The sequence below is a fragment of the Pectobacterium sp. F1-1 genome (assembly GCF_025643735.1).
In the GTDB taxonomy this organism is placed as follows: Bacteria; Pseudomonadota; Gammaproteobacteria; order Enterobacterales; family Enterobacteriaceae; genus Pectobacterium; species Pectobacterium colocasium.
The window spans coordinates 4,311,541-4,336,223 of sequence record NZ_CP104733.1 but is presented as its reverse complement, the minus strand read 5'-3'; the positions used below and the strand labels follow the sequence as shown (position 1 = coordinate 4,336,223).

Here is a 24,683-nt window from a genome sequence, read left to right as displayed (position 1 = left end):
CGGGAAACCGATTCCGCTAGGTTAGCATAACCGCAGTACGGGCACGATGCCGTTAGCGGGGGAGCAGAGGGCGGTTGTCCGGGAACGCATCCGTCATCATGTTGAACCGAGAAGCGTAATAGCGCTGAATATCGGTCACTCGTTTCTGGCTTTTACGCAGTTTAATGGCGGCCAGAACCGCATTAACGATAAACGTTGCAGAAAACAGCAGCAGCAGCAGGCAACTGCCGAGATAGCGCCAGACGGTAATGACGTCGGGTTCGCTGTGCAGGTTGATGTGCTGCGTCCCGTTGGCATCGGTGCTGAGTTGGGTGATAACGCCTGTGGCATTAAACGGGGTATGCAACAGCATCGCGGAAAGCCGCTGGAGTTCCTGCCACTGATCCGACGGGCGGTACTCATTGAGCGGCATTGGAGGGAGCGGGTGGTTAACGAACTGCCGGCCTTCATCGCTGCGAATCAGGAATCCACCGGGCGGCGGGCTGTTCAGCGATTCTGCCGCATTATTGATTTCCTGATAGAAGAATTGATCGGTAGAACTGTTGACCAGAGATTCCAGCGTTTCTGCGCTGACGGCGGGCAACACCACATTCATGCCTTTTAGCGTGCCGGAGTTGGCGTCTTTGACCAGCGTATTCCAGTTTTTGACATCGCTCAGATTAACCAGCGCATTTTTCAGCCGGGAGCAATCGTTTTCCTGTTTACACAGATCTTGTGTTCTCAGGACAACGTCAGCGAAGTTTTTCATCAGGATCAGCCCTGATTTCTGGATCGTGGACGCTAGCTGGGAATTAACCTGACCTTCTTTTTCCGCTTGCGGGTGGAGCTGGCTGTTGACGGATTTCAGCAAGGCAGAGGCTTTTTCAATGGTCTCGGATTCCGGTAAGGGCAGCGGCGTGGCTTTATTCCAGTAAATGGCGGAGCAGTCGAACGGGCTGAACGCGTAGGATGACGGCGTGGAGACGGGACGAATTCCTGCGGGCACATAGCACATACCACTGCCACGCACCGCCAGCGTATCACCAATGTGGAGCTGAGCCTTTTCCAGATCGCTGACCTGCGTGACTTCAATACGCTGTGCGCCCTGAAGCCAGGCCAGACTGAGCTTGAGCGGCAGTTCAAGTTGCACGTTGGTAATCAGTAAAATCAGGCTGAGCAGTGAACCAACGGATAGCAGCAGATTCCTGCCCCAGCGCTGTAACGGGAAATGTTTCACTTCATCATGCAGCGAAAGGTGTTCGCCCTGACGGATGACCTGCCGATTGAGATAGATATCGACATCCGTTTTTCTGCCCAGATCTTGCGTGATGTAGGGTTGCCAGTGAGGCGGGTAAATCAGATCGATATTGCCGAGTGAGATATTGCCGAGCGGTCCTTGATTGGACTCGCCAAACAGGCCCAAGCCTTGCGGTGTGCCGTGAAGGCAGTGGACATCCCGCAGCTCCTGAGCGGACGGCGAGCGGAAAAGCTGCCAGAGGCTCCAGCCCGCCAATAAGGATGCGGTACCAATCAGCCAGGGGAGCAGGGCGATAGGGCTATTCAGGCTGATGAACAAGAGCAAGAAAGACACGCAGAGCACGGCGGCTTCCTTCAAGCCCCCAGAGTGGTGCATGGCGTGTTCTTCACGTGTTTCCTTACGGATAGTGACCAATTCGGCATGCTCACTCCCTTCCTGACGGATGGAGGCGTTCGGGACGGGGACTTCGCTTGGTAGTGGAGCCAGCGGCCGATCGTCAAGGCACTCAGTTAGCGAGTGTCCGTTCAGGGAAATCACCAGCGGAATCGAGCGCGTCTTTATCAGTTCGACGGTGTTGTTTTCGGTAATGAACTGTTCCCAACTGGGCGGCAGATGGATCTCTTGTGTATCGATGTAGTAGCGCCACTTATTCTGAGCATCGGTGCTCAGGCCGTAGCGGGTAATCGTCTTGGTGACGGGGTAAACCCGATTACTTTGCAGGGAACGCGGCAGTTTTGGCTGCGCATTCGGGGTATCAAGCGGCGTGGTCTGCTGGCTGTTTTCCTGAGCCAGATAACGCTCCACGGCGATGCGTTCATCTTCAGTGAGCCGTCGGGGAAGCGATTGCGAAACGGGTAATGGCGGGGTGGATAAGAAACGACGGCGCAGTCGGTAGCCAATAACACCTCCGATCGCGATCAGACAGGCAAGCAATATCGCCAATAAGGTAAATATTGTGCTCATGTCATCTCCCTTCCAAAACGCGAGGCTCCTTGTTTTCGTCGGAGTTTAACAAAATTATACAATTGATGATAACCCGTATGGCATTGTTTTCTTAGATTAATAACGTAATTGTGAATGGAATTAATCGCATAAGGTGATGATAGTAACAAGCAAAAAATGCCACTTGAATGAGGATATTCCTATTTTTTTTAAGTTATTGACTTTTAGCGGCGGTTTCTCATACAGGATGTATCCTGTATGTTGCTCACACGTAAATTCATCGTCATGATAGTTGCAGCGAAGGCGACTGTTAACGCACAATGTGAGCAGAATCAAAAAAGAATATTTACGATCTTTTCTTATCCAACAGCATGCCATATGCGGATTGCATTAAGCGCAGTCTCTCATGCGTGTTGGGCTAAGATGCCGTTCTGGTCGTAACGCTCTGGGGGCATCAATGAGTCATAACCTGCAAAAACCTAAAATCCTCAAGGTAGAAACGGTAGCGCGTTCGCGCCTGTTCAATGTGGAATCCGTCGATCTTGAATTTAGCAACGGGGTTCGCCGGGTTTATGAACGGATGCGCTCAAGCGGTCGACAGGCGGTGATGGTTGTCCCGGTCATTGATGATGAATTGGTGTTGATTCGTGAATACGCCGTCGGCATTGAAGAATACGAATTAGGCTTCCCCAAAGGGCTGATCGATCCCGGTGAAACGGTCTTTGAAGCCGCTAACCGCGAATTGATGGAAGAAATCGGTTTTGGGGCAGAAAAGCTAGAGTTACTGGCGACATTAACCATGGCACCCTCCTATTTTCCAGCCAGATGAATATCGTGGTGGCGCGGGGGCTGTATCCGCAGAGCCTGGAAGGCGATGAGCCGGAACCCATGCCGCAAATCCGCTGGCCTGTGGAGAACATGATGTCGCTGTTGCAAGAGCCTGATTTCCGCGAAGCACGTAATGTCAGTGCGCTGTTTCTGGCTCACGACTGGCTGCGTCGTACACCCCGCTAATTTCCAGTGACATAACGGAAAGCATACGTCTTTTCCGGTGATATCGGTCACACATCCTTTTTTAACGCGTTGTCGTGACCGATGCGGACGTCTATAACGTCTGCACAGGGCGTGACTGATGAATGAAGGCGAACCTGCCGTGGATAGCAAAACCTGCTATTCACGGCGGGTTTTTTTGTTTTTCAGCCCTGATAAATGGGTAAAACAACACCGACAAAAGAGAGTGATAAGATGAACATACCGAAGGGGATCATACGTACACCATTGGTGCTGCTGGCGCTGATGAGCACGCTGCTCTTTCCTGTGCTGGGTCAGGCGGCAGAAACCGCGCCGGAGAAAACCCGAATACTTATTCTGACGGACATTGGTAACGAGCCTGATGATTCGCAGTCTTTGGTTCGCTTCCTGCTCTACAGTAACGAGTTCGATGTCGAAGGGATTGTGGCAACGACCTCAACCTGGCTAAGGGATAAGGTCAATCCAGAGATGATTATGCAGCGCCTTGATGCTTACGAGCAGGTGTTGCCTAACCTGCGCCAGCATGCGTCCGGCTACCCTTCTGCGGAAGCATTACGTCAGGTTGTCAAATCTGGCCGTGCCGGATTTGGCATGGACGTCGTGGGTGATAATAAAGCGACAGAGGCCTCCAGGTTGATCATTCAGGCGGTGGACAAACAGGACACGCGTCCTCTGTGGGTTACGGTATGGGGCGGGGCAGTAGACTTAGCGCAGGCGCTGCATGACGTACGTGCGACTCGCACGCCGGAGCAGGTGGCGACGTTTGTCAGTAAGATTCGCGTGTATGCGATTTCCGATCAGGATAATACCGGTGCCTGGATTCGCGCGAATTTTCCGACGCTGCGCTATATCACCAGTATCCATGCCTGGAATGATTATTTCCTCTCTACCTGGATCGGCATGTCCTCGTCGTTTGCCGAAGGCAGCGATATGAGTCAGGTGAATAACGAATGGCTGAGCAAACATATCCGTAGCAAAGGCCCGCTCGGTGCGGTCTACCCAGCGATTGAATATACGATGGAAGGGGATACACCCTCATTCCTCTATCTGATTCAAAACGGGCTTGGCGATCCAGAACACGCGGAATATGGCAGTTGGGGAGGGCGCTATGCGGCTATTGTGCCGGGCGACACCAGTGGGCTACGCGTCAGCACCTCCGATCAGGTCATGAGTCATAACGGTAAAATGTACCGTACCGCCTCGGCCACGATCTGGCGCTGGCGTGACGCATTCCAGAATGATTTTGCTGCTCGTATGGACTGGACGCTGACGAAGGACAGTAAAAAAGCCAACCATAACCCCGACCTTGTGCTGAATGGTCAGGCCGGACGTTCTATTGTGGCGATCAACGTGAAAGCAGGGGAAACCGTGACGCTATCCGCCGATGGTTCTCACGATCGTGATGGTGACAAAGTGAATTATACCTGGTGGCAATATAAGGAACCCACGGCCACCGCGATAGGCGTACATTTTGCGCCAGAGGTGAAGCTGGCCAACGCATCAGGGATGCAAACGCAGTTTGTTGCACCGGACGTTAAAACGCCGACGCCTTTCCATATCATTTTGCAGGCGAAAGATGAGGGAACACCGAATCTGTTCTCCTATCGTCGGGCGATTGTCACCGTGATGCCGAAGTGATGTGGTTTGGAAAGTGAGGAATTGAACGCCGATAGCCCGACCTACAGGGCATTGTGCTGAGTGTGCAATAAAAATGGCCTTCCGTCAGGAAGGCCATCAATGAACATGATGCCGGATATCAGAACAGCTCTTCGCTTTGTCCGTTATCCATCAGCGTGGTGCCGACTTCGTGCACTTCATATTCTTTCGGCTGCGTTCCATCAATAAAGTATTCGGAACGGCTGTTCCCGCCACCGTTAGACAGTTTGCCGCTGCTGCGGTCAATGACCACGCTGACGACGCCGGGTGGTGGTGTCAGCGGCTGTTCCGGTACGCCATCCAGCGCGGATTTCATGAAATCATCCCACGCAGGCTGTGCGGATTTCGCACCGCCTTCATAGCCGGAGATCTGGTCTTTGATGACGCCAGAGGCGCTGCTGGCACCCAGATCGCGGCGGTGATCGTCAAAGCCGATCCAGACCGAGGTGACCAGATTCGGACCATAGCCGGAGAACCAGGCATCTTTGGAACTGTTCGTTGTACCGGTTTTACCGCCGATATCATGACGTTTCAACTCTCGGCCCGCGCGCCAGCCTGTTCCCATCCAGCCGGGTTCGCCAAAAATGTTACTGTTTAGTGCGTCTTTAATCAGGAACGCCAGCGGCGTACTGATCACGTGCGGGGCGTAAGGCTGTGCGGCGCTTTGCTGTGCCGCCTCTGGTGTGACAGGCTCCAGCTCCGGTTGCGGCAGACCTTGCGGTGGCGTTTCGTTTGATGTGGCGACGTCTTCAACGTTAGTGGTCGCTAATACTGGAGAACGTGGCGTTTCACCGTAGATTAGCGGTAAGTTACAGGTATCGCAGACCACTTTTGGCGTCGCTGTAAAGACCGTACCACCCGCTTCGCTCTCTATTCTGGTAATCAGATAGGGATCAACCAGATAGCCGCCGTTTGCCATAACGGCATAACCCCGTACAACCTGGAGCGGTGTAAATGAAGCGGCACCCAGCGCCAGTGACTCGGTATGGACGATATTCTGCGCCGGGAAACCGAAGCGTTGCAGGTAATCCGCCGCATAATCCACGCCCATCGCGCGCATGGCTCGTACCATCACCACGTTTTTGGACTGACCCAGCCCCTGACGCAGACGGATCGGGCCATCATAGGTTGCCGGTGAGTTTTTTGGCCGCCAGTCAGATCCGGCGCCGGCATCCCAGCGGGTGATCGGCACGTCGTTCAGAATCGTTGCCAGCGTTAACCCTTTGTCCATCGCCGCGGTGTACAGGAACGGTTTGATGTTGGAACCAATCTGACGCAAAGCCTGCGTCGCACGGTTGAATTTACTTTGGTTAAAGTCAAAACCGCCGACCAGCGCTTCTATCGCACCATCTTTCGGGTTGAGTGAAACGATGGCGGAGTTGACGTCCGGCACCTGTGCCAGCCACCAGTCATCATTGACTTTGCGTACCCAGATCTGCTGGCCTGCCTGCACCACGTCCGTTACGCGTTTCGGCGTTGGCCCTTGCTGCGTATCGGAACGGTATGGACGTGCCCAGCGCATGCCTGCCATTGGCAGAGCAATATTGCTGCCGTCAGACAGGATTGCAATCGCGTTGTCTGCCGTGGTGCTGGTGACGATAGCCGGAGAGAGCGGACCGTAGACCGGCAGCGCTTTCAGAGCGGTAATCATTTTCGCCTGATCCCAAGTGCCTTCACCCACTTTCCACAGCACTTTACTCGGGCCACGATAACCGTGGCGCATGTCATAGGCCATCACGTTATTACGCAGGGCATCCTGCGCGGCCGTTTGCAATTTTTTTGTGACCGTCGTGTAGACCTTATAACCGTCGTTATACGCGTCTTCACCGTAGCGTTTCACCATCTCCTGCCGCGCCATTTCCGCGACATACGGTGCGGAGAACGAAATCTCTGGGGCGTGATAATTCGCCACCAGCGTTTCGTTACGCGCCGCATCGTATTGCGCCTGCGTGATGTAGTTTTCATCCTTCATGCGCGCAAGCACCACGTTGCGGCGGGCAACGGCGCGGTCATAGGAATAGAGCGGGTTGAACGTTGACGGTGCTTTCGGCAGGCCGGCGATCATCGCCATTTCGCTCAGCGTCAACTGATCAACCGGGCGACCAAAGTACACCTGTGCCGCCGCACCAACGCCATAGGCGCGATAGCCGAGGTAAATCTTGTTCAGATAGAGCTCAAGGATTTCATCCTTGGTCAGCAACTGCTCAATGCGGATAGCCAGAAACACTTCCTTGATCTTACGAATCAGAGTGCGTTCCGGGCTTAGGAAGAAGTTCCTGGCGAGCTGTTGCGTAATGGTACTCGCCCCTTGAGAGGCGTGGCCAGACGTCAACGCGATAGACGCGGCGCGAATAATCCCGACGGGGTCGACACCGTGGTGATCGTAGAAGCGGCTGTCTTCGGTCGCGATAAAGGCGTGTACCAGCTCAGGGGGAATCTGGTCCAGCTTGAGCGGGATACGGCGTTTTTCACCAAACTGGGCGATCAGTTCGCCATCAGCGCTGTAAACCTGCATTGGCGTTTGTAGCCGAACGTCTTTCAGCGTGGCGACATCGGGCAGTTGGGGTTCGATATAACGGTACAAACCGTATATCGAGGCAGCTCCCAGCAGAATGCAAGAGACTGCAAGGATGAATAGATACTTTACGAACTTCACCTGGGATTTTCCATTCAGTAGCGTTTGGACAGTTTATAAACAACCGAGCGCTAGTATAAAGGTAAGCCAGCACTGTGGATATGTTTATTGGATAAGGAAATCGGGTTGAGCATGGCTTATCACATCTGGCGGGTTGGATTAGATATACAGAACGGCTTCATGCGCGCTCTGGCGGTTCAGCGCCGCCGCAATGGCTGGCAGCTTCGTCACTGGTGGCAATGTCCGCTACCAGACGATACGTTGCACTCGGGTAGTTTACACCATACTGAGGCGCTTTGTGAGGCCTTGCGTACATGGCGTCGTTTGCTGCCTGGACACATTTCGCTACGGGTGGGGTTTCCTGCCCAACTGATCTTGCAGCAGCATCTGCCGATGCCCGACCGGCGTTTACAGGAGCCAGGGCGCAGTCTCTATATTGAAACGATGGCGGCGCGTAAGCTGCCAGTTAGCAGCGAATCGCTGGCGATAGACTATCGGGAAGACCCGCAGGAACAGGGTTCTCTGCTGGTGACGGCAGCACGTCGACAGGAAATTGATAGATGGCTGATATGTCTGGATCGTGTGGAGTTACGCCCTGATGTTCTTGATGTTTCAACCTGTGCGCTCCGAACGATGGCGCAACTGGCAGGGCTGGAATCTCATCGCCTGTTGCTGCATCGCCTGCTGGAGGGCTGGCTGTGGGCATCCCCGCTAAACCACGCTTTTCACTCGGGGTTCATACATCTTGATGAATTGAATGATGAATCCGATATTTTATCGATTGTGAGTACTCGCTATCAGCATGATGTCGATAGTATGGCCTACTATTCTGGCGTTTCGCCTGATTTACCTAACCAGATCGCTGACGTATTACAGCCGTGGTCGCCGTTTACCGTGTTTAGCCACATGCAGCCGCCGCTGCCGAGTTTTCCCCCGGCTTTTGCGATTGCGGGTGGGCTGGCATTGCGCCCTGAGGATGCCTGATTATGCTGCTGATTAATCTTTTACCCTGGCGGAAAGTCCAGATGCATCGGCAGGCACGTCGCTGGTTGGGGCTGCTATGGCTACAGATAGGGATGGCGTTATGCCTTATCGCCGCTAGTTATCTGTTTTGGCTGCACAGGCAGCAACAGGCACAGGATACACTCAATACGGTGCTGGCCCAGCAACAGCAACTGACGGTGCGATATCAACAAACGCACCAGGCGCAGGAAACGCTGCGCCGCTATCTGGAACAAGAACGGGCTCAGGCGGTAATCCTGAATGACAATCGTCGCAACCTCCATTTGCTAGAGCAGATTGCAGGCATGATGCCCGCGCGTCTGTGGCTGACGGAAATCGCCGACCGTGGATCGCATCTGTTACTTTCAGGCGTGAGTGAAAGCTATCGCGATATCGTTACGCTACAGCATGCATTATTGCGCCATGCTTCCGTCGACCGCGTACAGCTGCTGCATACCTCCCAAGAGCGTGGCGTGAACACTGGGTTGCGCTTTTCCTTTCAGGCTAATTGGCGTGATGTGGGTACTTCCTCACTGGGGGAAGGCCATGATTAGTCAAACGCTCCTGATTGATGTCGTACTACGCCGGCCAGAGCTGGTGAATAAACCGCTCTGGCAACAGATAGCCCTTCAGTTGGCATTTGTCGCCACGACCGGACTGCTAGTCGGCTGGCTACTTATCGGTGGGTCTCGGCAGGTGGTACTTGGTATCGAAGATCAAACCGCTCAGGCACGCTTCGCGTTACGGGAAATCCAGCAAAAGCTAGACGTGATGCCGCAGTTGCCAGAGCTACGCGAGCAATTAGCGGAGAAAATCACGCAAGACGCCCCTTTCCAGCCTGACCGATTGTCGCAGCTTATCGTCGAGCCGCTGGCACAGGCTGGTGCATCGCTGCTGTCCTGGCAACCGGCCCCGCGCCACGCAGGGGAACCTCATCAGGAACGTTGGCAATTGGCGTTTAGCGCAGATTATACGGGGGTGTTGCAGGTGCTGCGTGAACTGGCTGCGCTGCCTTATGTGCTGCGTATTGCGCAGTTGAGCATCAAGTCTGACGCGATTCCAACCGCATCGCCGCCGGGAACACCGCAGCTTCAGGTGGCATTAGCGCTGATCGGGCCGGAGGCGTTGCCATGAGCCTCACCTCGTTCCGTATCACATTGGTGCTGCTATTCGCGTCGCATAGCGTACAGGCAGAAAACACCGCAGTGCGTAGCGATCCTTTTCAGCCGTTGGTTACCACGCGCTGTTTACCCTCAACGGCGCTACCACCGTGGCAGCTAAAAGGTGTGATCGGCTCTGGCGAACGCTGGATTGGCTGGCTAGCGCAACCAGAGGCTGGCTGGATCAGGTTGGCGATCGGCGAGACGATCCCTCCGGGGTATTGGGTGGTTAGCCAACTGGATAAATCCGGTGCCAAATTTGTCCCGACGTTGCGTGACGCAGGCTGTGACGGCCTGCCAGATAGCCTGCTGCTGGCTTCCCCGTTTATCAATAAGCCAGAGGAATAGGCGTAGCCTGCCTGGTCGCGCGTATTCGTTTTTGCGCAGCCGCTCTTTGAAAACAACGCTGATAACAGCGTATCTCAATAACAAGGAAAGTTATGAAAATTAGGATGTTATGTCAGGTGATGCTGTTATGTCAGGTGATGGTGTGGAGCGGGCTACTTTTTCTTATCGCATCGTTTCAGGTTCGTGCGGAAAATACGGTATCGATGGCGTTTGAGGATTCGTCGATCCCGCGGGTACTACAGGCATTAGCCGATCACCAGCAGCTTAATGTCGTGATTGCGCCGGGCGTAGTGGGCAACCTGAGTTTAAGGCTGGCGGACGTACCGTGGCAGCAAGCGCTGGATATTGTGCTGCGCATGGGGAAGCTCAGCGCAGAACGTAACGGTAACGTGCTGATGGTTTTCCCTGCCGGGCACCTTGAGTCTTTAGAGAAGGAGCAGGACAAACGTATGGCGGAGCAGGCGCAGAAATTGCCGCTGCACAATATCTCTGTCGCGTTGCAGTATGCCGAGGCGACGGAAGTGGCGGCCAGCGTTCAGGCTCAGCGTGGAACACTGCTCTCTGCGCGGGGCAGCGTAACCGTGGATAAACGAACGAATACCTTATTGATTCGCGATACGGAAGAGGCTCTGGCACAGCTCGAACCGTGGGTGAAGGCGCTCGATCTCCCCTTAGCGCAGGTGCAACTGGCGGCGCACATTGTCACCATTAGCAGTGAGCACCTTCAGGAACTGGGCGTTAACTGGGGATTGGGGGAAGGGGACGCGGCGAATAAAGCGCTCAGGCTGAATAATTTTAATGTCGGCCTACCAGTGGACACACCGGCAATTAATGCGGGATTCCATTTAGCACGATTGAATGGTCGCCTACTGGATCTGGAACTCATGGCGCTGGAACAGGAAAGCCAGGTCGAAATTATTGCCAGCCCCCGTCTGTTTACGGCGCACCAGCAGACCGCGAGTATTAAACAAGGTACGGAAATCCCGTATCAGGTTTCCAGCGGCGCCAGCGGATCGACGTCCATCGAGTTTAAAGAAGCGGTGATCGGAATGGAGGTCACGCCGGCTATTTTGCGTGCCGGTCGGATTACCCTGAACCTGAAAATCAGTCAAAACATGCCGGGACAGACGATTAAGCAGGGTGATAATGGCGAAGCGTTAGCGATCGATAAACAGGAGATCCAAACTCAGGTGACGGTCGCCGATGGTGAAACTATCGTATTGGGCGGTATTTTCCAGCAGCAAAAAAAGAACAGCGACAGACAAGTGCCACTCTTGGGTGAGATTCCCGTATTTGGTCACCTGTTCAGAAACCATACTCAACAGCACACGCGACGAGAATTGGTGATTTTCATTACGCCGACGCTGATTCCTGCCTCATCATGAGCAAACCCAGTTGCGCACTGCTGCCATGCGGTTATTTTTTTCTGACAGGGCGCAATATTTTGTCGCGTTCGCGCTTATGCGTTTGACGCTGCGGCGGATTTAGCTTACAAGGGTTAGCGAATTGAGCACTGAAGTGTTGTTCCACCGAAAATGTCGATAAAACATACTGCATTGACCACCTGTGGTCGGTGTGACATTTTATTCGGTTGCCAAACTACCCTGAGTCTTGAGATAATTTTTTGTCTGATTCTCGCACTATCGCTCATGAGGTTTCAGTTTAGGTCCCGCCGCTGGGTTGATTGGCGGGGCGGGTTATCATTAACGAATTGTCTTAGTAATACCAAAAAACATGGCAGAGAAACGCAATATCTTTCTGGTTGGGCCTATGGGTGCCGGCAAAAGCACTATTGGCCGTCAGTTAGCTCAGCAACTCAATATGGAGTTTTTCGACTCCGATCAAGAAATTGAGCGACGCACTGGGGCTGATGTGGGCTGGGTATTCGATGTGGAAGGCGAAGAAGGCTTCCGCGATCGTGAAGAGAAAGTCATTAATGAATTGACGGAAAAGCAAGGCATCGTACTGGCGACAGGCGGTGGCTCAGTCAAATCACGTGAGACGCGTAACCGTCTTTCCGCGCGCGGCGTTGTCGTTTATTTGGAAACGACGATCGAGAAACAGCTGGCCCGCACGCAGCGTGATAAGAAGCGTCCGTTACTTCAGGTTGAAACCCCTCCACGTGAAGTATTGGAAGCGCTGGCGAAAGAGCGGAACCCGCTTTATGAAGAAATCGCTGACGTGACCATTCGGACTGACGAGCAAAGTGCCAAGGTCGTTGCTAACCAGATTATCAATATGCTGGAAAGTAACTAAGAGCATACCTTTATATCCGTATTGAGCGGATCCTGAACGGGTTGTTTAACGCGCATGGAAAGAATTACCGTAACACTTGGGGAACGCAGTTATCCCATTACGATAGCCGCCGGATTATTTGATGATTCGGCTTCTTTTATGCCGTTGAAAGCGGGGGAGCAGGCCATGCTGGTGACTAACCAGACGTTGGCCCCTCTGTATCTTGACCGCGTTCGTGGTGTGCTGGAAAACAACGGTGTACATGTCGATCAGGTTATTTTACCTGATGGCGAGCAGTACAAATCGTTGGCCGTATTGGATCAGGTCTTCAGCGCTCTGTTGGCGAAGCCGCATGGTCGTGATACGACGATTGTTGCCTTGGGTGGCGGCGTCATCGGCGATTTAGCCGGTTTTGCCGCGGCCAGTTATCAGCGTGGCGTCCGGTTTATTCAGGTGCCGACAACGCTGTTATCGCAGGTAGATTCCTCCGTCGGTGGTAAAACCGCCGTCAATCACCCGTTGGGTAAAAACATGATCGGGGCGTTCTACCAGCCCGTATCGGTTGTGATCGATCTGGATTGCCTGAAATCGTTACCGGCACGGGAATTGTCATCCGGGCTGGCGGAAGTCATCAAGTACGGCATTATTCTGGATCGCGATTTCTTTCTTTGGCTCGAAGAAAACATTGAAGCCGTGCGTGGGTTACAGCATGACGCGCTGGCTTACTGCATTCGACGCTGCTGTGAAATCAAAGCGGCAGTGGTCGCGGCAGATGAACGCGAAAGTGGTATGCGTGCGCTGCTTAATTTGGGCCATACTTACGGTCATGCCATCGAAGCGGAAATGGGCTACGGTAACTGGCTTCACGGCGAAGCGGTTGCGGCAGGCATGGTGATGGCTGCACATACGGCACGTCGCCTTGGGCAGTTCTCCGTTGAGGACGTCGAGCGAGTCAAATCTCTGCTGATTCGCGCTGGCCTGCCGGTGAACGGCCCGGCGCAAATGGCGCCTGAAGCCTATCTTCCTCATATGATGCGCGACAAGAAAGTGCTGGCGGGCGAGCTACGCCTGGTACTGCCAACGGCAATTGGCCAGTCGGAAGTCCGTGGCGGCGTCGCGCATGACATGGTGTTGGCTTCGATAGCGGATTGCCTTGCCTGATGCGTCATGCTATCGGGTGATGAAAGACTGGCAGTTATGAAAGATAAGTATTAACGACAGACACGCCCTGATGGGTTATGGTTAATAAAATACAATGCGTTACGATTCAATGATTCGCCCCGGTGACTGCGCGGCGGATTCGAGTTTTTTAGTGGGGAGATGTTAAATGGATGAGTTCAAGCCGGAAGATGAGCTGAAGCCTGATACCAGTGACCGTCGACCTACTCGTCAGCAAAAAAGCAGCAACTTCGCGGTACCTAAAATCGCACTTTCCAGACAGCACCTGATGATTGGTATCGGGATTGTAGTACTGGTATTGCTGATCGTGGGTATCGGTTCTGCTTTGCAGGCACCTTCTCAGCCACAAACGTCACAGACGCAGAATCAAGCGAGCGGCGAGAGAAATATCGATCTCTCTTCCTCGTCCTCCATGACGCAGAGCGCACCGCCTTCCTCACAGGGAGAAAGCACGGCGGCAGTTTCCGCCGATGCCAGCCATGGCCAACAGTCAGGGCAACCGTCTTCTCAGATGCCGACGTCGCCTCAGACACTAAGCGCTCCGCCAATTTCCGGTACACCGACGGATGCGCAGGTTCAGCAGCCAGTGGCAGGCCAGCAGCGTATCGAGCTGCCAGGCAATATCACCGATGCGCTGTCGCAACAGCAAGGGCGTGTGAGCGAATTCTCTCAGGGGGCGACGGGAAACTCGACGCTGCCGACAGCGCCTGCGACAGTCGCGACGACGGGGAAAGCGCCAGCGGCTTCATCCGCTAAAAATACGCACAATACGACGCCTGCACATGTGAATGGTGCCAAGCCAGCAGCGAACAGCGCGCCAAAAGCGCCAGTCGCAAGCGCAAGCAAGCCAGCGGCTAATGCCAAAGCGGCTCCTGCGGCAGTTGGGCAGAACGTCTCCGTACAGAATGCGCCTGCCAGCCACTTTACGTTACAACTGAGCAGTGCTTCACGTGCCGACACGCTGAAAGCCTACGCGAAACAGAACAACCTCACCCATTCGTGGGTGTACGAAACGAAACGAGACGGAAAATCCTGGTATGTGTTAGTGACCGGAGTCTATGCGTCTTCTGCGGAAGCGAAACAGGCGATTGCTACTTTGCCCGCAGAAGTTCAAGCGAAAAAACCATGGGTTAAGCCGATCCGCCAGGTGAAGCAGGACTTGAATAAGTAACACCAATTTTAGCCCTGATGTGCTGTCTTACACAGAGTACAATCCGCGGCTCTGAAACGTATGAGTAACTAACGACGGCATGAAGAAGAACCGCGCTTTTTTAAAATGGGCTGGTGGTAAATATCCGCTGGTAGAAGAGATTCGTCGCTATTTACCCGCAGGAGACTGTCTTATTGAGCCCTTTGTCGGCGCGGGTTCCGTATTTCTGAATACGGAATACGATCGCTACATACTGGCCGATATTAATAGCGACCTGATTAACCTGTACAATATCGTCAAATCGAATGCCGATGAGTTTGTTCTCGACGCCCGTACACTGTTTACGGAAGAGATGAACACCTCTGAGGCGTTTTATCTGCTGCGTGATGAATTTAACCTTTGCAGCGACGCCTATCGGCGTGCGCTGCTGTTTCTTTATTTGAATCGCCATTGCTATAACGGCCTGTGCCGCTACAACATGCGTGGGGAATTCAATGTTCCTTTTGGGCGCTATAAGAAGCCCTATTTTCCTGAAGAAGAGATTCGTTGGTTCGCCTTTAAGGCGCAAAATGCCACCTTTGTCTGTGAGCACTATCAGGACACGCTGGAAAAAGCAGAGAAGGGATCGGTTATTTATTGCGATCCGCCTTATGCGCCGCTGTCTGCGACCGCAAATTTTACGGCCTATCACACCAATAATTTCAGCCGTGCCGATCAGCAGAGTTTGGCGCAATTGGCGCGCCGTTTATCGGTAGAAAGCCAGATTCCGGTACTGATTTCCAATCATGACACGTTGCTGACCCGTGAGTGGTATCAGGAAGCCGTGCTGTATGTGGTTAAAGCGCGTCGAACAATTAGCCGTAATATTTTAGGGCGTAGTAAAGTAAACGAGTTATTAGCCCTCTATCGGTGATACCGTTTTATATACAGGGTGGGGTAAGCAGAGCGCAGTGAATCGGTTAATGGCGTGAAAGATGTCATTAACCGGGAACAGGTTACCCGCAGGCATTCAGACTTTACCGTTTGGAGAAATGAATGAAACCGTTTTTAATCGCGCCGTCCATTTTGTCGGCTGATTTTGCCCGTCTTGGTGAAGATACCGCTAATGTATTGGCTGCCGGGGCGGATGTGGTCCATTTTGATGTCATGGATAACCACTATGTGCCAAATTTGACGATTGGCCCGCTGGTACTGAAATCCCTGCGCGATTACGGCATTACCGCGCCGATTGACGTTCATCTGATGGTGAAACCCGTTGATCGTATCATCCCCGACTTCGCCAACGCGGGAGCCAGTTTCATTACCTTTCATCCTGAAGCTACCGATCACCTCGATCGTTCACTACAGCTGATCAAAGATCACGGTTGTAAAGCCGGGCTGGTGTTTAACCCTGCGACGCCGCTTAGTTATCTCGATTACGTCATGGATAAGCTGGATATCATTCTGCTGATGTCGGTTAACCCCGGATTTGGCGGCCAGTCCTTTATTCCCAGCACGTTGGATAAGCTGCGTCAGGTTCGCCGCTTGATCGACGACAGCGGTTACGACATTCGACTGGAAGTCGATGGCGGTGTAAAAGTGGAGAATATCGGCGCGATTGCTGAAGCAGGCGCGGATATGTTTGTGGCGGGATCGGCTATTTTTGGTCATCCAGATTACCGTGCCGTCATTGATCAAATGCGTAATGAAATTTCAAGGACGAAACATGACTGAATTAACCGCAGTTCGCGGCTTGGCTTTTGATTTGGATGGTACGCTGATTCACAGCGCACCGGGGTTGGCAGCGGCGATCGATCAGGCGTTAGTGGCGCAGTCGTTACCTGCGGCGGGCGAAGCCCGTGTCGCCACCTGGATTGGTAACGGTGCGGACGTGATGGTGGAACGCGCGCTGCGCTGGGCAGGCGTTGAGCCAACGGCGGCGCGTTTGCAGGAAACCCGTGAGCGGTTCGATGTCTATTATGCGCAGACAGTGGATAGCGGCAGCACGCTGTTTCCGCAGGTAAAAGAGACGCTGGCGCAGTTGGCGCAGCAGGGCATTCCGATGGCGGTGGTGACCAATAAACCCACGCCGTTCGTTGCACCGTTGCTGGCTGGGTTAGGGATTGGCGACTATTTCTCGCTGATCATCGGTGGCGATGACGTCATTGTGAAAAAGCCGCATCCTGCGCCGCTCTATTTGGTGCTCGGTAAGCTGGGGCTGCGTGCCAGCGAACTCCTGTTCATCGGCGATTCCCGCAATGATATTCAGGCGGCACAGGCGGCGGGTTGCCGTAGCGTTGGCATGACGTATGGTTATAACTATGGTGAAGCGATCGAACTGAGCCAGCCGGATGTCGTTCTGGATCGTTTTGCCGATATTTTGCCCCTGATCGGGCATTCTTCTTCACACAATCAGGAACCCTTAGTATGAGCAAGCCCATTGTATTTAGCGGTGCGCAACCGTCTGGTGAATTGACCATTGGTAACTACATGGGGGCGTTACGTCAGTGGGTCAACATGCAGGACGATTACGACTGCATCTATTGCATCGTGGATTTGCACGCCATCACGGTACGTCAGGATCCGCAGGCGCTGAGAAAAGCGACGCTGGATACGCTGGCGCTGTACCTGGCCTGTGGTATCGATCCGAAAAAGAGCACCATTTTTGTTCAGTCCCACGTGCCTGAGCACAGCCAACTGAGCTGGATACTGAACTGCTACGCGTATTTCGGCGAACTGAGCCGCATGACGCAGTTCAAGGATAAATCCGCGCGTTATGAAGAGAACATCAACGCGGGTCTGTTCGATTATCCGGTGCTGATGGCGGCGGATATCCTGCTGTATCAAACGAATCAGGTGCCGGTGGGTGAAGATCAGAAGCAGCATCTGGAACTGAGCCGTGACGTTGGTCAGCGTTTCAACAGCCTGTATGGCGACATTTTCAAAGTGCCAGAGCCGTTCATTCCGAAATCGGGCGCGCGCGTGATGTCGCTGCTGGAACCGACCAAAAAGATGTCCAAGTCTGACGATAACCGCAATAACGTTATCGGGCTGCTGGAAGATCCGAAGTCGGTGGTGAAGAAGATCAAACGCGCGATGACGGATTCCGACGAGCCGCCAGTCATTCGCTATGACGTGGCGAATAAAGCCGGGGTATCGAACCTGTTGGATATTCTGTCCGGCGTGACCGGAAAATCTATTCCCGAGCTGGAGCAGGAATTCAACGGCCAGATGTATGGTCACCTGAAAGGCGCGGTGGCGGATGCGGTATCCGGCATGCTGTCTGAACTGCAAGAGCGTTATCACCGCTTCCGTAACGATGAGGCGTTCCTGCAACAGGTTATGCGTGAAGGCGCTGAAAAAGCGAGTGCTCGCGCACAGGAAACGCTGAAGAAAGTCTATGACGCTATCGGTTTTGTTGGCCGCCCGTAAGTCTTAATTACCGTCAGGAGGCTCTCTCCTGACGGTTTCCTGCTACTACTTATCTATCCCTTCGAATCCGCTATCTTATCCTTGTGGGATAGGCGGAAACACGTCGTCTGGAATCGGGTTCTCAAACGGTGTCTGCTGCAATCTTTCCTGATGGTCGGCTTTTGCCTGCGCAATTAGTTCGGGAGTGACCAGCAGATCGATAGCCAGTGATGCCATCGCTTTCGCGGCATACTCCATGCCTTTGTGTGCCGCACCGGTTTTCCCCTGTGCGACCAACTGCCATGAATGCGCCGGTGTACCGATGGCGTAGGTGGCGCTGCGGATCTGTACCGTCGGCACAACCCAGCTCACCGTACCCACATCGGTCGAGCCGATGAAGGCTTCATTCGGACTATACAGCGGATAAATCCCGTCGTGCAGCGTTAAACCCGGCTGAGGCTTGACGCCGAAACGCGCGTAGGATTCGGCAATGTCTTCGGCGCTCAGCGCGGTCTGGAACATTGCCGCCATCTTACGGTCTTCGTCATCAAACGGTATCGGGCCGAGCGCCAGCAGATGTTCGTGCATACGTGCTTCCAGCGGCGGGTTTGCCAGCAGATTGGCATCACCGCTAATCACTTCACTGCTGACCTCGGTTTCCGTCATCAACGCCGCGCCTTCGGCAATTTTCTTCACGCGTTTGACCAACTGGTGCAGTTCCGGCAACTGGCGGGCGCGAACGAGGTAACGCACGGTGGCGTTGGCCTGAACGACGTTAGGTGCCTGGCCGCCGCTGTCGGTGATGGCGTAGTGAACGCGGGCGGAAGAAGGCATATGCTCGCGCATGTAGTTCACGCCGACGTTCATCAGCTCCACGGCATCCAGCGCGCTGCGGCCCAGATGTGGGCTGGCTGCGGCATGAGCGGCGCGACCTTTGAAGTAAAAATTCAGTTCATTACAGGCCAGCGACACCGGGCTGTTGACGCCGGTGAAGGTCGCCGGATGCCAGCAGAGGGCGATATCGACGTCGTCAAAGACACCTTCCTTGACCATGAACCCTTTGGACGATCCGCCTTCTTCCGCAGGGCAACCGTAAAAACGCACGGTTCCGGCCAGCGCGTGCTTTTGCAGATAATCTTTCACTGCCGTTGCCGCCTGTAGCGCTGCGGTACCGAGCAGATTGTGCCCGCAACCGTGGCCATTGCCACCGTTTTCCAGCGGTTTCGGCTCAGCGACATTCGCCTGCTGGCTCAGGCCCGGCAGCGCATCGTATTCACCCAGAATGGCGATAATCGGCAGACCTTCGCCGAATTCTCCCAGCAGTGCGGTCGGCATGTCGGCGATGCCTTTCGTCAGGCGGAAGCCTTCTGCTTTCAGGATGGCTTCGTGCTGTGCCGCCGAACGATGCTCTTCGTAGTTCAGCTCCGGCGTGTCCCAGATGCCGTCGCTCAGCGTACAGAACTGCTGTCGCTTGGTGGCAATCAGATCGCAGATCTCTTCCACGTTCTGGCGATTAACGGCCGGCAGCGTTCCTTCAGTGTGTGTTGCATTCATGCGTGGTGTGCTCGTTTGATTTCTTTGATGGCATTGGCGAGGGGCGTGTCACAGCCAGTCAGCCATGACACGCGATTTAGCGATTGGGTAACGCTTAGAGCGGCGTGGTGTCCATGCCGAACCATTTTTCGCTCAGCTTTCTGATGGTACCGTCTTGTTTAGCCTGATCGATTGCCTTGTCGAACATAGCTTTCAGCTCAGGATCGCTTTTACGCAGGCCAACGGAAGAACCGCTGCCCAGAATACCGCCGATGAACTGTGGCCCTGGCATCACGATGTTCTCATTGCCTGGTTTGTCCGTTGTGCTTTTCAGGTACGGTGCGGAAGCGATGACGAGATCCACACGGCCTGCTTTCAGATCCAGATCGTGTTCCTGTGTGGTTTTATATTCGCGTACTTTCATCACGCCTTTCAGATATTTATCCAAAAAGGCGCTGGCGATAGAAGCAGACTGTACGCCAATAGTTTTGCCTTCCAGCAGCGGTTTCAGCTTCTCAACCTCTGCCAGTGCTTTCGCTTCATCGGCGGGCTCAATGGAGAAACGCACGCCCGCGTCTGGGAAATCTTTGGCGAGTGAGCTGGATTTCAGCACGGCGAAAGTCTGCCCTGCCTGCGTGTACGGCTGGCTGAAATCGATCACTTCACGACGTTTTGCTGTGGCAGACATGCCCGCAATGATCGCGTCATATTTACCCGCGTTCAGCGCAGGAATAGCACTGGCGAAGGGTTGAACCATGATCTCGCATTTCACCTGCATGTTGTTACACAGCACTTTGTACAGCTCGATCTCCATGCCATCCAGCGTACCGTCTGGTTTGGTGAAGTTATACGGGTGGTAAGCGCCTTCGGTCGCGATACGGACGGTCGTCCATTTTTTCTCTTCCGCTGAGGCGGTGAATGAGGTAGCCAGCGTTCCTGCCATACACAGCGAGCAGGCGAGCAGTGTGAGTTTTGATTTGATCATATTATTTTTTCTCCCGGTATTTTATATAGTTATGCTTTGTTTATTCCCCCACATCATCTCGCGACATCGGTGAAATCTACGCACGAAATCAGTGGGGCAGTGTTTACCAACTGGCAATAAATTGCCGGAAGCGAGCCGACTGGCTGGCAGTGAAAACGTGCTCCGGCGTTCCCTGTTCTTCAATTTCCCCCTGATGGAGGAAGACGATGCGGTTGGAGACTTCGCGGGCAAAATCCATTTCGTGAGTCACGACCAGCATGGTCATCCCTTCATCCGCCAGCGTGCGCATGACGCGCAGTACTTCGCCGACCAGCTCTGGGTCGAGCGCGGAGGTCGGCTCATCAAACAGCATCACTTTCGGTTCCATCGCGAGCGCGCGGGCAATTGCGGCGCGCTGCTGCTGACCGCCGGACAAATGCGCAGGATAGTAGTGACGCTTATCCGCCAGGCCGACCTTCTCTAACAGCTGTTCGGCGTGTTCCACGCATTCCGCCTGTGGACGCTTTAAGACGTGCACGGCCGCTTCGATGATGTTTTCCAGCACGGTCTTGTGTGACCAGAGGTTAAAATTCTGGAACACCATGCCCAACTGGGTACGAATTCTGTCGATCTGTTTGAGGTTCGACGGACGGTTCTGTCCTTTGCGATTTGGCTTCATTTCAATCGCTTCTCCGCCGACGAGAATCTCGCCCTGATCGGGAAGCTCAAGCAGGTTGCTACAGCGCAGCAGCGTCGATTTACCTGAACCGGACGATCCCAGAATTGAGATGACTTCCCCCTGATTGGCCTCAATCGAAATCCCTTTCAGGACGTCCAGAGAGCCGAAGCTTTTATGAATGTTGCGCAGGCTAATGGCGGGTGTCGTCATTGCAGATCTCCCAATTTCTTAATTTTTTTCGCTGCCGGTTGCGCACCCGGCGCACGGAGATGAGGGGTAAGTGTAAATTCTGTCCACATCAGTAAACGTGTCAGAATAAGGTTAATAAACAGATAAATAGCACCGGCAACCAGGAACACTTCGAGCGCCCGGTAGGTTTCCGCGATGAGGCGTGCCGCGATCCCAGTGATTTCCATCAGCGTGATGATGGAAGCCAGCGAGGTCGATTTGACCATCGAGATCAGTTCGTTGCCGTAAGCTGGGAGCGCCTGACGAATTGCCAGCGGAAAAACGATACGCTTGAAAATCATGAACGACGGCATGCCGCAGGCGCGTGCCGATTCGATCTGGCCAACCGGAACGGACTGCAACCCGCCACGGATAATTTCACTGGCATAGGCACCGGTACACAGGCTGAGCGACAGCAGGGCGCACCAGTGCGGTTCTCGCAGGAATGGCCAAAGCATACTTTCCCGAACCCAGGTGAATTGCCCCAGCCCGTAGTAAATCAGGAACAGCTGGACCAGCAGCGGCGTACCGCGGAAAAACAGCACGTAGGTCCGGGCAATGGAGCGCAGTACGGCAAAGGATGATAGCTGCATCAACGCCAAGCCCAGTGCCAGAAAGAAGCCCAGAAAGACCGAGCTGACCGCCAGTTGCAGGGTTAACGGGATACCGGGAATAATCTCCAGAAACGTTTCGTACAGAAAAGGAAAATCCATCAGCGTTTCACACCCCGGGAATAATGAGACTCAGCACGGCGCATAATCCAGCCGGAACAGATTGAGATAGCCAGATACAGCAGCGCGGCCGCCATGAAGAAATCAAACGGTTTGCCGGTAGAACCCGCACCCGTTTGCGCCTGCGTCAATAGTTCAGCGACGCCGGTAACGGAAACCAACGCGGAGGTTTTCAGCACCAGCTGCCACACGTTGCCGAGTGGGGGGATCGCGTGGCGCAGCAGGAGCGGTATGATGATGCGGCGCAGGCGCAGTAGCGTTGGCATACCGCAGGCTTTGGCGGCCTCAATTTCCCCTTTGGACACGGCGTAAAACGCGCCGCGGTAGACTTCCGTCTGCTGTGCGCCGGAGGAAATGCCGACGGCGATTACCCCTGCGAGGAAGCCAGGAAAGCCAAAGAACTCATTGCTGCCAAACAGTTTGGCGAGCAGGGTTAATGCAGAGCTTCCGCCGAAATAAAGCAGGTAGATGATGAGGAGATCGGGGACGCCACGGATGAGGGTGGTGTAGCCATCGGCCAGATAGCGCACGGGGCGGTTGCCGCAAATTTTGGACCAGGCACCGATCGTGCCGATCACCGCCCCCAGCAGGAAGCCGCCGATCGCCAGTGCGATCGTCATTCCTGCCCCAATCAGTAATAATTTCCCCCAGCCATGTTCACCAAAACTGATGAGCTGCCAGAAAGTAACGTCTTCCACAAGTGACTCCAAACTGCTTACTTATTGTTCTGCTGAACAGAACTGTTTTTGTGATGAGAGGACGACATACTCCGTTCAGGAACGAGAGTAGAAATACGTCATGATGCGATGCATCACCCTTCGATATGTACGTATTCGATGAGGCACTCATTTCGATAAAGCACGATGGCTTGACGATGAAATCGGTTCGATAGGAACGCTTCAGAGGTCGTGCCGCGAATCTATTAGAAAGCTAAGCAATAGTCGGGCCACGTTTTACGTAAAAGATTATTGATTATTTATTCATATAGTCTGCTTATTAATGAGTTTTGTTTTAGTCAAAATAAGGCAGATGTGGCCTGCGGTAAAGCATTAAAGTGACATTTTGTAAGGGAGTATGTTCAAAATAGTGCATTATTATGCTATGTGGCGGGGCGTTGCATTATGATGGTGCAATAACCGCTATCCGGCAGAACGGATAGCGGGTGAGTAGAGTGCCAGGGAGAGGATTATGCTGTCTGGTCAGAGAACCAGCTCAATTTTTCCCGTAGACCAACGACGTCGCCGATGATGATCAAACTCGGGCTGCTGGCCCGCTGTGCTAATTCGCCCAGTTGGGAGAGCTGTCCGCTCAGAACGCGCTGCTTGGTTGAGGTGCCGTTTTCAATAATCGCGACAGGCACGGTTTCCGGTAACTGCTGTTCGATGAGCTTGCTTTGAATGTGCTCAGCCTGCTGAAGCCCCATGTAAAACACCAGCGTCTGTTTTTCCGCGGCGAGGCTGGACCAGTCCAGATCGGTGTCGTGCTTGACGTGTCCGGTGATCAGCCTGACGCCCTGTGAATGATCGCGATGGGTGAGCGGGATACCGCTGTAGGCTGAACAGCCTGATGCGGCGGTAATACCGGGTACGACGGAGAACGGTACGCCCGCCTGTTGCAGGTATTCCAGCTCTTCGGCACCACGGCCGAAGATAAAGGGGTCGCCGCCTTTCAGCCTGACGACTCGATGACCGGCGCGTGCCTTTTCTTCCAGCAACTGATTGATTTGCTCCTGAGGAACGCTGTGGTAGCCCGATGATTTACCGACGAAGATTCGCTCGGCGTCGCGGCGTGACAGGTTGAGAACCTCTTCCGAGACCAGTCGATCGTAAACGACGATGTCGGCCTGTTGTAAATGCTGTAGGCCTTTCAACGTCAGTAATCCCGCGTCGCCTGGCCCAGCGCCGACCAGCGTCACTTCGCCTCGATCATCCAGCGGGGCGGAGAAGAGCAGTTCTGTCAGTTGCTGAACGCTTTGGCTATTTTCATTGGCCAGCGCCTGCGCCAGCCGATCGTGGACGAAGAGTTTTTCCCAGAAGCGACGACGTGCGCTCATATTGCGGAATCGGCTTTTCACCCGGCTGCGCAGTTCGCCTGCGAATGCCGCCAGCTTACCGAGATGTTGCGGCAGAATACTCTCCAGTTTTTCCCGCAGTAGCCGAGCCAATACCGGTGCTGCGCCGCCAGAGGAGACCGCGACCATCAGCGGTGAACGGTCGATGATCGACGGCATAATGAAGCTGGCGCGTTCAGGTGAATCGACGACATTGCAGAAAATCCGACGTTCGCTGGCGCTGGCATAGACATGGTTGTTGACGTCCTGATCGTCAGTGGCGGCAATCACCAGCCACACCTCGTCCAGTAATGTGGGATCGAAAGTGCCGCGTGCCAGCGTTAATTGCGCGTCCTGCTCCCAGGCGTGAAATTGATCGTTAAAATCGAGCGCGTTGACGGTAATGACTGCGCCAGCGTCCAGCAACAGCCGGGCTTTGCGCTCGGCGATTTCACCCCCTCCCACCAATAGACAAGGTTTATCGTGCAACTGACAGAATATTGGCAGGTAATCCATGTAACGCCTCTTGAAA

General features: G+C 54.0%; 21 protein-coding genes and 1 pseudogene. 14 read left to right on the top strand and 8 right to left on the bottom strand.

The window, feature by feature from the left end; translation table 11 throughout:
• Positions 1-52: 52 nt before the first annotated feature.
• Positions 53-2,200 carry an intracellular growth attenuator family protein gene (locus NAL19_RS19485; RefSeq protein WP_263058196.1) on the bottom strand — a complete coding sequence of 716 codons (2,148 nt, stop codon included), beginning with the start codon at positions 2,198-2,200 and terminating at the stop codon, positions 53-55.
• A gap of 436 nt (positions 2,201-2,636) precedes the next feature.
• On the opposite strand from NAL19_RS19485, the pseudogene nudE reads away from it, so the two are divergent.
• A pseudogene (gene nudE / locus NAL19_RS19480) lies at positions 2,637-3,193 on the top strand (ADP compounds hydrolase NudE).
• A gap of 231 nt (positions 3,194-3,424) precedes the next feature.
• Positions 3,425-4,849 (top strand): DUF1593 domain-containing protein, encoded by a 1,425-nt coding sequence (locus NAL19_RS19475; RefSeq protein WP_263058195.1) that lies wholly within the window; start codon positions 3,425-3,427, stop codon positions 4,847-4,849.
• A gap of 118 nt (positions 4,850-4,967) precedes the next feature.
• On the opposite strand, the gene mrcA is transcribed toward NAL19_RS19475, so the two are convergent.
• On the bottom strand, positions 4,968-7,523 hold the full coding sequence (gene mrcA / locus NAL19_RS19470) for a peptidoglycan glycosyltransferase/peptidoglycan DD-transpeptidase MrcA (RefSeq protein WP_263058194.1): 2,556 nt from the start codon (positions 7,521-7,523) through the stop codon (positions 4,968-4,970).
• A 111-nt stretch (positions 7,524-7,634) separates the two neighbouring features.
• Here mrcA and pilM point away from each other — a divergent pair, with 111 nt between their 5' ends.
• The 12 genes from pilM (at position 7,635) to trpS (ending at position 17,987) form a co-directional block, all read left to right on the top strand.
• Positions 7,635-8,486, top strand: coding sequence for a type IV pilus biogenesis protein PilM (pilM, locus tag NAL19_RS19465; RefSeq protein ID WP_263058193.1), 852 nt, complete (start codon positions 7,635-7,637; stop codon positions 8,484-8,486).
• A 2-nt stretch (positions 8,487-8,488) separates the two neighbouring features.
• Positions 8,489-9,058, top strand: coding sequence for a PilN domain-containing protein (locus NAL19_RS19460; RefSeq protein WP_225086024.1), 570 nt, complete (start codon positions 8,489-8,491; stop codon positions 9,056-9,058).
• Positions 9,051-9,638 (top strand): hypothetical protein, encoded by a 588-nt coding sequence (locus NAL19_RS19455; RefSeq protein WP_263058192.1) that lies wholly within the window; start codon positions 9,051-9,053, stop codon positions 9,636-9,638. The genes NAL19_RS19460 and NAL19_RS19455 overlap by 8 nt, the downstream gene beginning before the upstream one ends.
• Entirely contained in the window at positions 9,635-10,012 is a 378-nt protein-coding gene (locus NAL19_RS19450; RefSeq protein ID WP_263058191.1) for a DUF2531 family protein, read from the top strand. The genes NAL19_RS19455 and NAL19_RS19450 overlap by 4 nt, the downstream gene beginning before the upstream one ends.
• Before the next feature lie 92 nt (positions 10,013-10,104).
• Complete coding sequence (gene hofQ, locus NAL19_RS19445; protein WP_263058190.1) at positions 10,105-11,397, top strand: DNA uptake porin HofQ; 1,293 nt, start codon at positions 10,105-10,107, stop codon at positions 11,395-11,397.
• Between the two features lie 349 nt (positions 11,398-11,746).
• Positions 11,747-12,268, top strand: coding sequence for a shikimate kinase AroK (gene aroK, locus NAL19_RS19440; protein ID WP_005969451.1), 522 nt, complete (start codon positions 11,747-11,749; stop codon positions 12,266-12,268).
• A gap of 54 nt (positions 12,269-12,322) precedes the next feature.
• The gene (aroB, locus tag NAL19_RS19435; RefSeq protein ID WP_225086021.1) at positions 12,323-13,408 is read left to right on the top strand and encodes a 3-dehydroquinate synthase; all 1,086 of its coding nucleotides are present in this window, start codon (positions 12,323-12,325) and stop codon (positions 13,406-13,408) included.
• A gap of 166 nt (positions 13,409-13,574) precedes the next feature.
• The gene (locus NAL19_RS19430) at positions 13,575-14,597 is read left to right on the top strand and encodes an SPOR domain-containing protein (protein ID WP_263058189.1); all 1,023 of its coding nucleotides are present in this window, start codon (positions 13,575-13,577) and stop codon (positions 14,595-14,597) included.
• Positions 14,598-14,676: 79 nt separating this feature from the next.
• Complete coding sequence (gene dam / locus NAL19_RS19425; protein ID WP_225086019.1) at positions 14,677-15,489, top strand: adenine-specific DNA-methyltransferase; 813 nt, start codon at positions 14,677-14,679, stop codon at positions 15,487-15,489.
• Positions 15,490-15,611: 122 nt separating this feature from the next.
• A complete protein-coding gene (gene rpe / locus NAL19_RS19420) occupies positions 15,612-16,289 on the top strand; it encodes a ribulose-phosphate 3-epimerase (protein WP_039492116.1) in 678 nt (225 codons plus the stop codon).
• Positions 16,282-16,986, top strand: a complete 705-nt coding sequence (locus NAL19_RS19415) for a phosphoglycolate phosphatase (protein WP_225086018.1) — start codon at positions 16,282-16,284, stop codon at positions 16,984-16,986. The genes rpe and NAL19_RS19415 overlap by 8 nt, the downstream gene beginning before the upstream one ends.
• The gene (gene trpS / locus NAL19_RS19410; protein WP_263058188.1) at positions 16,983-17,987 is read left to right on the top strand and encodes a tryptophan--tRNA ligase; all 1,005 of its coding nucleotides are present in this window, start codon (positions 16,983-16,985) and stop codon (positions 17,985-17,987) included. Before NAL19_RS19415 ends, trpS begins: the two co-directional genes overlap by 4 nt.
• 75 nt (positions 17,988-18,062) lie before the next feature.
• On the opposite strand, the gene NAL19_RS19405 is transcribed toward trpS, so the two are convergent.
• From NAL19_RS19405 to cysG, 6 genes are all read right to left on the bottom strand, one after another.
• Positions 18,063-19,520, bottom strand: a complete 1,458-nt coding sequence (locus NAL19_RS19405) for a M20 family metallopeptidase (RefSeq protein WP_263058187.1) — start codon at positions 19,518-19,520, stop codon at positions 18,063-18,065.
• Between the two features lie 94 nt (positions 19,521-19,614).
• The gene (locus tag NAL19_RS19400; RefSeq protein ID WP_263058186.1) at positions 19,615-20,484 is read right to left on the bottom strand and encodes a transporter substrate-binding domain-containing protein; all 870 of its coding nucleotides are present in this window, start codon (positions 20,482-20,484) and stop codon (positions 19,615-19,617) included.
• 103 nt (positions 20,485-20,587) lie between these two features.
• Entirely contained in the window at positions 20,588-21,352 is a 765-nt protein-coding gene (locus tag NAL19_RS19395; protein ID WP_263058185.1) for an ABC transporter ATP-binding protein, read from the bottom strand.
• Entirely contained in the window at positions 21,349-22,083 is a 735-nt protein-coding gene (locus NAL19_RS19390) for an ABC transporter permease (protein ID WP_010277633.1), read from the bottom strand. Before NAL19_RS19390 ends, NAL19_RS19395 begins: the two co-directional genes overlap by 4 nt.
• Positions 22,083-22,799, bottom strand: coding sequence for an ABC transporter permease (locus NAL19_RS19385; protein WP_263058184.1), 717 nt, complete (start codon positions 22,797-22,799; stop codon positions 22,083-22,085). The genes NAL19_RS19390 and NAL19_RS19385 overlap by 1 nt, the downstream gene beginning before the upstream one ends.
• A gap of 488 nt (positions 22,800-23,287) precedes the next feature.
• Positions 23,288-24,667, bottom strand: a complete 1,380-nt coding sequence (gene cysG / locus NAL19_RS19380; protein WP_263058183.1) for a siroheme synthase CysG — start codon at positions 24,665-24,667, stop codon at positions 23,288-23,290.
• Positions 24,668-24,683 lie beyond the last annotated feature (16 nt).

Bases quoted from the DNA above. Each gene is read 5' to 3' on its own strand.
- NAL19_RS19460 (WP_225086024.1), top strand. From the start codon at position 8,489: ATGCTGCTGATTAATCTTTTACCCTGGCGGAAAGTCCAGATGCATCGG.
- cysG (WP_263058183.1), bottom strand. From the start codon at position 24,667: ATGGATTACCTGCCAATATTCTGTCAGTTGCACGATAAACCTTGTCTA.
- NAL19_RS19400 (WP_263058186.1), bottom strand. From the start codon at position 20,484: ATGATCAAATCAAAACTCACACTGCTCGCCTGCTCGCTGTGTATGGCA.
- trpS (WP_263058188.1), top strand. From the start codon at position 16,983: ATGAGCAAGCCCATTGTATTTAGCGGTGCGCAACCGTCTGGTGAATTG.
- hofQ (WP_263058190.1), top strand. From the start codon at position 10,105: ATGAAAATTAGGATGTTATGTCAGGTGATGCTGTTATGTCAGGTGATG.
- NAL19_RS19450 (WP_263058191.1), top strand. From the start codon at position 9,635: ATGAGCCTCACCTCGTTCCGTATCACATTGGTGCTGCTATTCGCGTCG.
- pilM (WP_263058193.1), top strand. From the start codon at position 7,635: ATGGCTTATCACATCTGGCGGGTTGGATTAGATATACAGAACGGCTTC.
- NAL19_RS19430 (WP_263058189.1), top strand. From the start codon at position 13,575: ATGGATGAGTTCAAGCCGGAAGATGAGCTGAAGCCTGATACCAGTGAC.
- NAL19_RS19475 (WP_263058195.1), top strand. From the start codon at position 3,425: ATGAACATACCGAAGGGGATCATACGTACACCATTGGTGCTGCTGGCG.
- aroB (WP_225086021.1), top strand. From the start codon at position 12,323: ATGGAAAGAATTACCGTAACACTTGGGGAACGCAGTTATCCCATTACG.
- rpe (WP_039492116.1), top strand. From the start codon at position 15,612: ATGAAACCGTTTTTAATCGCGCCGTCCATTTTGTCGGCTGATTTTGCC.
- NAL19_RS19390 (WP_010277633.1), bottom strand. From the start codon at position 22,083: ATGGATTTTCCTTTTCTGTACGAAACGTTTCTGGAGATTATTCCCGGT.
- NAL19_RS19415 (WP_225086018.1), top strand. From the start codon at position 16,282: ATGACTGAATTAACCGCAGTTCGCGGCTTGGCTTTTGATTTGGATGGT.
- NAL19_RS19395 (WP_263058185.1), bottom strand. From the start codon at position 21,352: ATGACGACACCCGCCATTAGCCTGCGCAACATTCATAAAAGCTTCGGC.
- dam (WP_225086019.1), top strand. From the start codon at position 14,677: ATGAAGAAGAACCGCGCTTTTTTAAAATGGGCTGGTGGTAAATATCCG.
- aroK (WP_005969451.1), top strand. From the start codon at position 11,747: ATGGCAGAGAAACGCAATATCTTTCTGGTTGGGCCTATGGGTGCCGGC.
- NAL19_RS19455 (WP_263058192.1), top strand. From the start codon at position 9,051: ATGATTAGTCAAACGCTCCTGATTGATGTCGTACTACGCCGGCCAGAG.
- NAL19_RS19405 (WP_263058187.1), bottom strand. From the start codon at position 19,520: ATGAATGCAACACACACTGAAGGAACGCTGCCGGCCGTTAATCGCCAG.
- NAL19_RS19485 (WP_263058196.1), bottom strand. From the start codon at position 2,200: ATGAGCACAATATTTACCTTATTGGCGATATTGCTTGCCTGTCTGATC.